At 70.8% G+C, this 6,833-nt stretch carries 8 protein-coding genes and 1 pseudogene; 3 read left to right on the top strand and 6 right to left on the bottom strand.

The genetic code is table 11. From position 1 onward, the window contains the following. Positions 1–22 precede the first annotated feature (22 nt). Positions 23–934: a LysR family transcriptional regulator gene (locus tag IH50_RS0130115; protein WP_037873140.1), complete on the bottom strand. Its 912-nt coding sequence runs from the start codon at positions 932–934 to the stop codon at positions 23–25. A gap of 80 nt (positions 935–1,014) precedes the next feature. Here IH50_RS0130115 and IH50_RS0130120 point away from each other — a divergent pair, with 80 nt between their 5' ends. After that, entirely contained in the window at positions 1,015–1,995 is a 981-nt protein-coding gene (locus IH50_RS0130120) for an EamA family transporter (protein WP_030869230.1), read from the top strand. Positions 1,996–2,003: 8 nt separating this feature from the next. Further along, positions 2,004–2,699 (top strand): NAD(P)-dependent oxidoreductase, encoded by a 696-nt coding sequence (locus IH50_RS0130125; protein WP_037873131.1) that lies wholly within the window; start codon positions 2,004–2,006, stop codon positions 2,697–2,699. A 165-nt stretch (positions 2,700–2,864) separates the two neighbouring features. On the opposite strand, the gene IH50_RS0130130 is transcribed toward IH50_RS0130125, so the two are convergent. Continuing rightward, positions 2,865–3,203: a MerR family transcriptional regulator gene (locus IH50_RS0130130; protein WP_030869236.1), complete on the bottom strand. Its 339-nt coding sequence runs from the start codon at positions 3,201–3,203 to the stop codon at positions 2,865–2,867. A gap of 598 nt (positions 3,204–3,801) precedes the next feature. Between IH50_RS0130130 and IH50_RS0130135 the strand changes: the two genes are divergently transcribed. After that, positions 3,802–4,161, top strand: a complete 360-nt coding sequence (locus tag IH50_RS0130135; RefSeq protein WP_030869239.1) for a hypothetical protein — start codon at positions 3,802–3,804, stop codon at positions 4,159–4,161. Positions 4,162–4,343: 182 nt separating this feature from the next. Here IH50_RS0130135 and IH50_RS0130140 read toward each other — a convergent pair whose 3' ends face one another. From IH50_RS0130140 to IH50_RS0130155, 4 genes and pseudogenes are all read right to left on the bottom strand, one after another. Beyond that, a complete protein-coding gene (locus tag IH50_RS0130140) occupies positions 4,344–4,613 on the bottom strand; it encodes a CBS domain-containing protein (RefSeq protein WP_030869243.1) in 270 nt (89 codons plus the stop codon). Positions 4,614–5,143: 530 nt separating this feature from the next. Further along, positions 5,144–5,347, bottom strand: a complete 204-nt coding sequence (locus tag IH50_RS0130145; protein ID WP_004986771.1) for a cold-shock protein — start codon at positions 5,345–5,347, stop codon at positions 5,144–5,146. A gap of 661 nt (positions 5,348–6,008) precedes the next feature. Then, positions 6,009–6,218 (bottom strand): annotated as a pseudogene (locus IH50_RS0130150) (ATP-binding cassette domain-containing protein); the annotation flags it as partial. Continuing rightward, positions 6,215–6,763, bottom strand: coding sequence for an alpha-isopropylmalate synthase regulatory domain-containing protein (locus IH50_RS0130155; RefSeq protein WP_234328262.1), 549 nt, complete (start codon positions 6,761–6,763; stop codon positions 6,215–6,217). The gene IH50_RS0130155 and the pseudogene IH50_RS0130150, both read right to left, overlap by 4 nt. Positions 6,764–6,833 lie beyond the last annotated feature (70 nt).

A 6,833-nucleotide genomic window follows, 5' to 3' on the forward strand; every position in this document is an offset into this window, starting at 1 on the left:
GTACCGCGGACGCGGGGTGGCGTCACGGGTGCCGCGTCCGTTCCGGTGAGGGAGGCCCGAACCCGAGGAGGCCGAGCATCGCCCGGGTGGCCGGGCCGGGGTTGAAGCGGTTCCACACCAGGTACTCGACGCGGCGCGGTCCGTCGGCCACCGGGACCAGCGCCAGCCCGGGGGTGTCGGCGGCCCGCGGCCGGATGAACGCCGACGGCAGGAGCGCGATGCCGAGCCCGCGCCCGATCAGCCGGGTGATCAGCTCCACGACACCGGCCTCGTACGCGACCTGGCGGACCAGGCCCGCGGCGGCGAACGCCTGATCGGACTGGGCCCGGGCGGGCGTCCCGCTCACGAAGTCCACGAACGTCTCGTCGGCGATCTCCCGCAGCGTGACCCCGGAAACGCCCGCCAGCCGGTGTCCGGCCGGCACCACCAGCACATGCTCGTCACGAGCGAGAACGACGCACTCCACACCGGAAGGCCGTTCGCTCTCCGGCATGCCGAGGAAGGCGATGTCCAGGTCGCCGTCCCGGACCGCCGCCGCCAGGTCGTCACTGCGTCCGGACCGGAGGGCGACATGGACGTCCGGGTGCCGGGCGCGGTACCGCTGCAACAGCTCCGGTACGTCCACGGCGGCCGTGGTCACGATCACGCCGACGGCGAGCCGGCCGCGTACCAGGCCGGCCGCGGCGGCGGCGTCGGCGGCGGCGCGGTCGGCGGCGGCCAGGCACTCGCGTGCGCCGGCGACGAACGCCGCTCCCGCGGGGGTCAGTTCGACGCGGCGGCTGGACCGGGCGAACAGCTTCACCCCGAGTTCCCGTTCCAGACCGGCGATCCGGTGACTGAGCGACGACTGCACCACGAAGCAGCGCTCGGCGGCGCGGGTGAAGTTACGGGTTTCGGCCACGGCGACGACGTAGCGCATCTGCTGGAGATCCACACCGTCATCGTTCTGGTTCATGGCTGCGATGACAAGCATGTGTTGGACTCATGGCAGGGCCCGTCCCGAGACTTCCTCACATGGACACCTCGACCGAGCGGACACCGGGACCACCGCGCCACGGAGGGCGGGCGGCCACCGTCGCACTGACCGCACTCGCCCCCGCGTCCTGGGGCACCACGTACGTCGTCACCACGGAACTGCTCCCGCCCGGACACCCGCTGTTCGCCGGGATGCTGCGCGCCCTGCCCGGCGGGCTGCTCGCGCTGGCGATCACCCGCGTGCTCCCGCGCGGGGACTGGTGGTGGAAGGCCACCGTCCTGGGCGCGCTCAACATCGGTGCCCTGTACCCCCTCTTGTTCGTGGCGGCCGAGCGGCTCCCCGGCGGTGTCGCCGCCACCCTCGGCGCCACCCAGCCACTGCTGGTCGCCGGGCTGGCCGTCGCGCTGCTCCACGACCGGCCGACGGCCTGGCGGCTGACCTGGGGCGTGCTCGGTGCGGTCGGCGTCGGACTCGTCGTCCTGGGGCCGCAGGCCCGGCTGGACGCCGTCGGGGTCGCCGCCGGCCTCGGCGGTACGGCCGCCATGGCCGCCGGAATCGTCCTCACCAAGCGATGGGGCCTTCCCGCGGGTGCCGGTCCGCTGACCCTGACCGGCTGGCAGCTGACGGCGGGCGGCCTGCTCCTGCTCCCGCTCGTCCTCACGGCCGAGGGGGCGCCGCCGCACATCGACGCCGGAGCCGCCGCCGGGTACCTGTGGCTCGGCAGCGTGGGCGGACTGATCGCGTCCACGTTGTGGTTCCGCGGGATCGGGAAGCTGCCGGTCGGAGCGTCCGCACCGCTGGTCCTGCTGTCCCCGATGGTCGCGGCCGTCATCGGCGTCGCGCTGGGTGAGTCGTGGAGCCTGCCGCAGACCTGCGGTTTCGCCCTCGCTCTCGCCGCGTTGCTCGCGGCACAGCTCGATCCGGCACGCGGCGGTCCGGCGGAGGCCCGGACCCGAGAGGACCGGACGCACGACGACCGAACGCACGACGACCGCATACGAGAAGGACGGACCCGATGAGGACAGGCATGACGATCGCCGTACTGGGCGCCACCGGGATGGTCGGCAGCCGGGTGGTCGACGAGGCGAGCGCACGCGGACACCGGGTGCTCGCCCTCTCCCGGAAACCCGGGAGTGAGCACCCGGAGGGCCCGAGGAGGCCGCAGGACCCGGACGTGACGCCGGTCGCGGTCGGCGCGGACGACGCGCACGCCCTGCGCGAGGCGCTCATGGGCTCCGCCTCCCACGGCGCCGCGGACGCCGTCGTGCTGACCGTGCGGACCGTGCCGGTCGACGAGGGGTTCCTGGCCGGCGCGACCCGTACGGTGCTGGACGTGGCCGCACGGCTCGGGATCCGCGTCCTCGTGGTCGGCGGAGCCGGCGCGTTGCGCAGCCCCGGCGACCGCGGTCTGCTGGTCGCCGACGACCCGGCATACGTGCCCGCCGAGATCAGGGCCGTCGCCGCCGCCGGAGTCGCCCAGCTGCGGACCTGCCGGTCCCATGCCGGTGCCGATTACGTCTACCTGAGTCCACCGGCCCTGCTCGAGCCCGGCGAACGGACCGGCCGTTACCGGCGCGGCACCGACACCTTGCTCGTCGACGCCGACGGCCGGTCCCGGATCAGCGCCGAGGACCTGGCCGTCGCCGTGGTCGACGAACTGGAGAACCCCGGCCCCGACCGCCACATCACGGTCGCCCACCACGGCGGACATCCGCCGGCGTGAGTCGGCCGACGGCCGGGCCGCGCCGATCGCGCCAGGCGGTCACCGGCCCGTACGGACGGGGGCTCGGCCGGTCCCGGACACTCGGACACGGGGACCGCTCCCGCGCGTCGCGTTCCGGCCGTGCGTGCGGGTGAGGGCCCGTCGATACCGGCGGGCCCGTTCACCTCAGGTTCCGGCCGGGGGAGTGGGCGATCCGCCGGCACGCCGGTATTCGGCGTTGATGCGCTGGGCTTCCTCGAGCTGGTCCTCGAGGATGATGATCCGGCATGCGGCCTCGATCGGGGTGCCCTGGTCGACGAGTTCACGCGCGCGTGCCGCGATACGCAGCTGGTAGCGGGAGTAGCGGCGGTGCCCGCCCCCGGAGCGCAGTGGTGTGATCAGTCGTGCTTCACCGATGGCGCGGAGAAAGCCGGGAGTGGTACCGAGCAACTCGGCGGCCCGGCCCATCGTGTAGGCGGGGTAGTCGTCGTCGTCGAGACGGCCTAGCGACTCGTCTGCTGTCATCTCACCTCTCTGTGGATCTCTGTGGAACACGTGGAGGGGCCCTGGTGCCGTACGGCACCAGGGCCCCGAAGGAACTACAACACCATCTGCCGACCCTAGTACTGCGTCGGCCTTCTGTTTCCGCACGGCCGTCCGGTACTCCGACGGGGGTGCGGGGATCGCGGATGCGTGACCGGAGACCACCTGCCTATCGATGTCCTGCGGTACCCGGGCTCGCGTCTTCCGCCCGGGCGATCCTGATGGCGTTCGACTCCTCCGTTCTTTCCTCTTGATCAATCACTTGCAAACGGGGGACTGCGTACTGCTTGTACCGCTGCCCGGCAGTTCGTGTCTGCCGGGCCCTGATCGATCTCGTCTACGAGAGAAATCGTAACCACGAGAGACGTGAATGTCTACTCCGGCGGACACAGATTTACTGTGCTCGCCGGCGAGGTGTCCCCTTGGTGCGGTCAGCGCGCGCTGGGGACCGCCCGCAGTACGGGTCCGGCGTACAGGTGAGGCCCGGAGCCGCCCACCGGGGGAGCCGTATGCGCTCGTCCCGCCCGTCGGTTTCACCACCCGGGCCGCCCGGGCGGACTGGTGCATAGAATCCGATCTCATGCCGAAGCCTGACGAGCTGATCGTTGACATCGCCGCCCGTGTGGAGTCCGGGCAGAGCAACCAGATGTCCCTGACCGTGGTCACCGGTGGTGCTGTCATCACCGGCCGCCTGGCCCCCGAAGCCGTGTGGAGGCGGAGGGTGTCGGAGGTGCTGACCGACTCCGCCCGCCTGGGCGAGTTCTCCGCCGTCTTCGACGCCCCCGCGAAGAGGGAGGGGCCACCCACGCATCTGCACTTCCATGTCGCCCGGATCCTCCAGGGCACGGTGGGGATCCCGGAGACGGGCGGGATGTACCGCGTCGCGATCGAGGACGTCAGCGCCTGGACCGTGGGCGACTTCAGCTACTCCGACCACTGACCCGTCGCCATGCCGGGAGCGGCGTGGCACGCGGTGAGGGCCCCTACCGGCACGTGCCGGTAGGGGCCCTCACTGTTCTTGTTCGGCTAGTGCCCGTCCCGTCGGTCGGGCGGACAGGGGGACGGCAGATGAAGCCGAGCCCGCAGCAGCGCGCATCGCACGCTCTGCCTCGGCCCTCGTGGTCAGCGGCGGGGGAAGGGCCCGATGACGTCGGCGACGTCACGCAGCCGGATCCGGTCCGTGTATCCGAAACCGTCACGAGCGGCCGTGAGCCCGGCCCGTGTGACCAGGCCGGTGCGCAGACCGTCCTCGTCGCAGACGATCAGACGATCCGTACGGGCGGCGGCCATCAAGGACAGTGCCACCTCCACGGTCATGTCCTCCCAGACCCGCGGTTCGGCCGCGTCCATGGCATCGGCCGCAGGGCGGGACTGCGTCTGGGGCGGCGTCAAAGGGTGCCTCCTGCGGAGTCGGGTCGGTTTCCTGAGCACGAAGGTCCTGCGCGGCCGCACCGGCGGTGGGCCGCGGTGCGGATGCGCGCCGGGCCGCCGGACCGGCTGCCACCCCTTCCGGAGGCGGCACCGCCGTCACGGGTGCGGGCGAAGCGGTCGTTCGTGCGTGTGCGGTTCATGCGGAACCTTCCTCGATGCGGCACATATCAAGGAATTCCCGCAGCGATGAGCGGCATGGGGAATTGCAGGAATGGGCCGGCGGAACGCGACAGCGAATCCGGCTGACGGAAAATCCGCGCGGGCGAGGGCGTCGAAATGAATGGCGTGATCGCGATGCGGACGCGGTGTTCGGGCGTCCACGGCGATGTGGCGGTACGGGGATGCGTCCGCATCCCCGCAGGGCGATCCGTGTGCGGTGCGCCATGGATTTCCTGACCGTCTTCCGCAGGCGAAACCACTGCGGAAAATACAAGCAGCTGGGGCCCGCACCCCGAAGGATGCGGGCCCCAGCTGCACAGTGCGCGTCAGCGTCAGGCGGGAACGATGTTCTCGGCCGTCGGGCCCTTCTGGCCCTGCGCGATGTCGAAGGACACCTTCTGGCCCTCGAGCAGCTCACGGAAGCCCTGGGCGGCGATGTTCGAGTAGTGGGCGAACACGTCGGCGCCGCCACCGTCCTGCTCGATGAAGCCGAAGCCCTTTTCCGCGTTGAACCACTTCACGGTACCGGTAGCCATGTCATTTCTCCTTCGGGGCAGTGCGTCGGGGTCCGCACCGTGCGGAACCCGTGTCGCCGCGATGATCACCCACCCGGAAAAAGCCGGATACACAAGTGCTCCCGGCGGTACGAAAAACGACCGGAGAGCACATGAAGTTTCGGGAACCACAACTGCAACTGAGATCGAAGGTAGCACGCCGCAGCAGCCTGTGTGCGGTGAAGAATCCCACGCCGCTCATCACAACAGAGAATCTGCCCGCACGTCCCGTGGAAATCTCAGCTCGCGGGCACAGCTATTGATTCGCCAGGAACACAACGTTCCGGGAAGCGCGAGGCGCGGTCAGCACAAGGATTACCCCCGAAGGGCCCTTTTCCTTCCGGCCACGAACCGCATCGCACACCGTACAGACCCGGGTGACCGAACGAACACCCCGAAGTGTCGAGGTCGATGGAGTCTTAAGGACCGGTTCAAGCTGCTGCGGAGGGCGAGGGCGAGGGCGAGGGCGAGGGCGATGACGGCGGGGACGGGTTCGTGGCCCTCGGCTCGTTTCTTGAGGCAGTAGGTGCGGTGGGGACCGTCGCGGATGACGGTGGCCTGTGGGTGGGTACGCGGCGGTGTGCTCGGGTGGGAGCGCACCGCCGCGACGGCCTTCTCAGCCGGCTTGTGGTCCGGCCGGGCGGTCGGCCCGCACACTCCGGCGTCCGTCGACGCGCGTGGGGTGCGCGAGCGCCCCGAGGAGACCGAGCAGGGTGCTCTTGCCCGCCCCATTGGCGCCGAGCAGCGCCCAGTGCTCACCGGCTCGTACGGTCAGTGACACCTCGCGCAGAATCGGATTGCCGTCGCGGACGACATCCACGTCCTCCACGCGGAGTACCGGGGCCGCGCTCACGAGGAGGCCCGGCCGGAGCGGTTGACGGCGGACATGACGGCGTGGACCGACGCGGTCAGAACCGAGGTGTCCCAGCCGGCCCCCCAGCAGGTGACCTCGTTCACGCGGCACTCGGCGTAGGCGACGGCGGGGCTGCCCGGTCCCGTGCCGGTGGAGTGCTCGGTGCAGCCGAGGATGTCGACCGTGATTCCGGCACTCCGGAGCGCGTCGGCGAGGGCGGACAACGGCCCGTTCCCGGTGCCCTGGCAGGCGTGCTCCTGCCTGCCGATGCGCAGTGCGCAGGTGAACCGGTGCTCGCCGGGAGCCGGTTCCGTGGCGCTCCAGGACGTCAGGGTGACGGGGCCGTCCAGCGCCGGAGTGACGTAGGTGGTGCGGAAGAGTTCCCACAGCTCCTTGTGCGACAGCTCCCGGCCGGTGGCGTCGGTGACGTGCTGGACCGCGCGGGAGAAGTCCGGGCGCATGGTCCGGGGCAGGTCCAGGCCGTGGTGGGTGTGGAGGAGGTGGGCGATGCCCCCCTGGGCCTTGACCCCTGATCTTGGACACACGAGACACTGGATCCTGAGGATCTGAGAACGGACATCTCGTGGTCATGAAGAACTATCCGCCGCAGTTCAA

It is taken from the genome of Streptomyces sp. NRRL S-37 (genome assembly GCF_000721605.1).
In the GTDB taxonomy this organism is placed as follows: domain Bacteria; phylum Actinomycetota; class Actinomycetes; order Streptomycetales; family Streptomycetaceae; genus Streptomyces.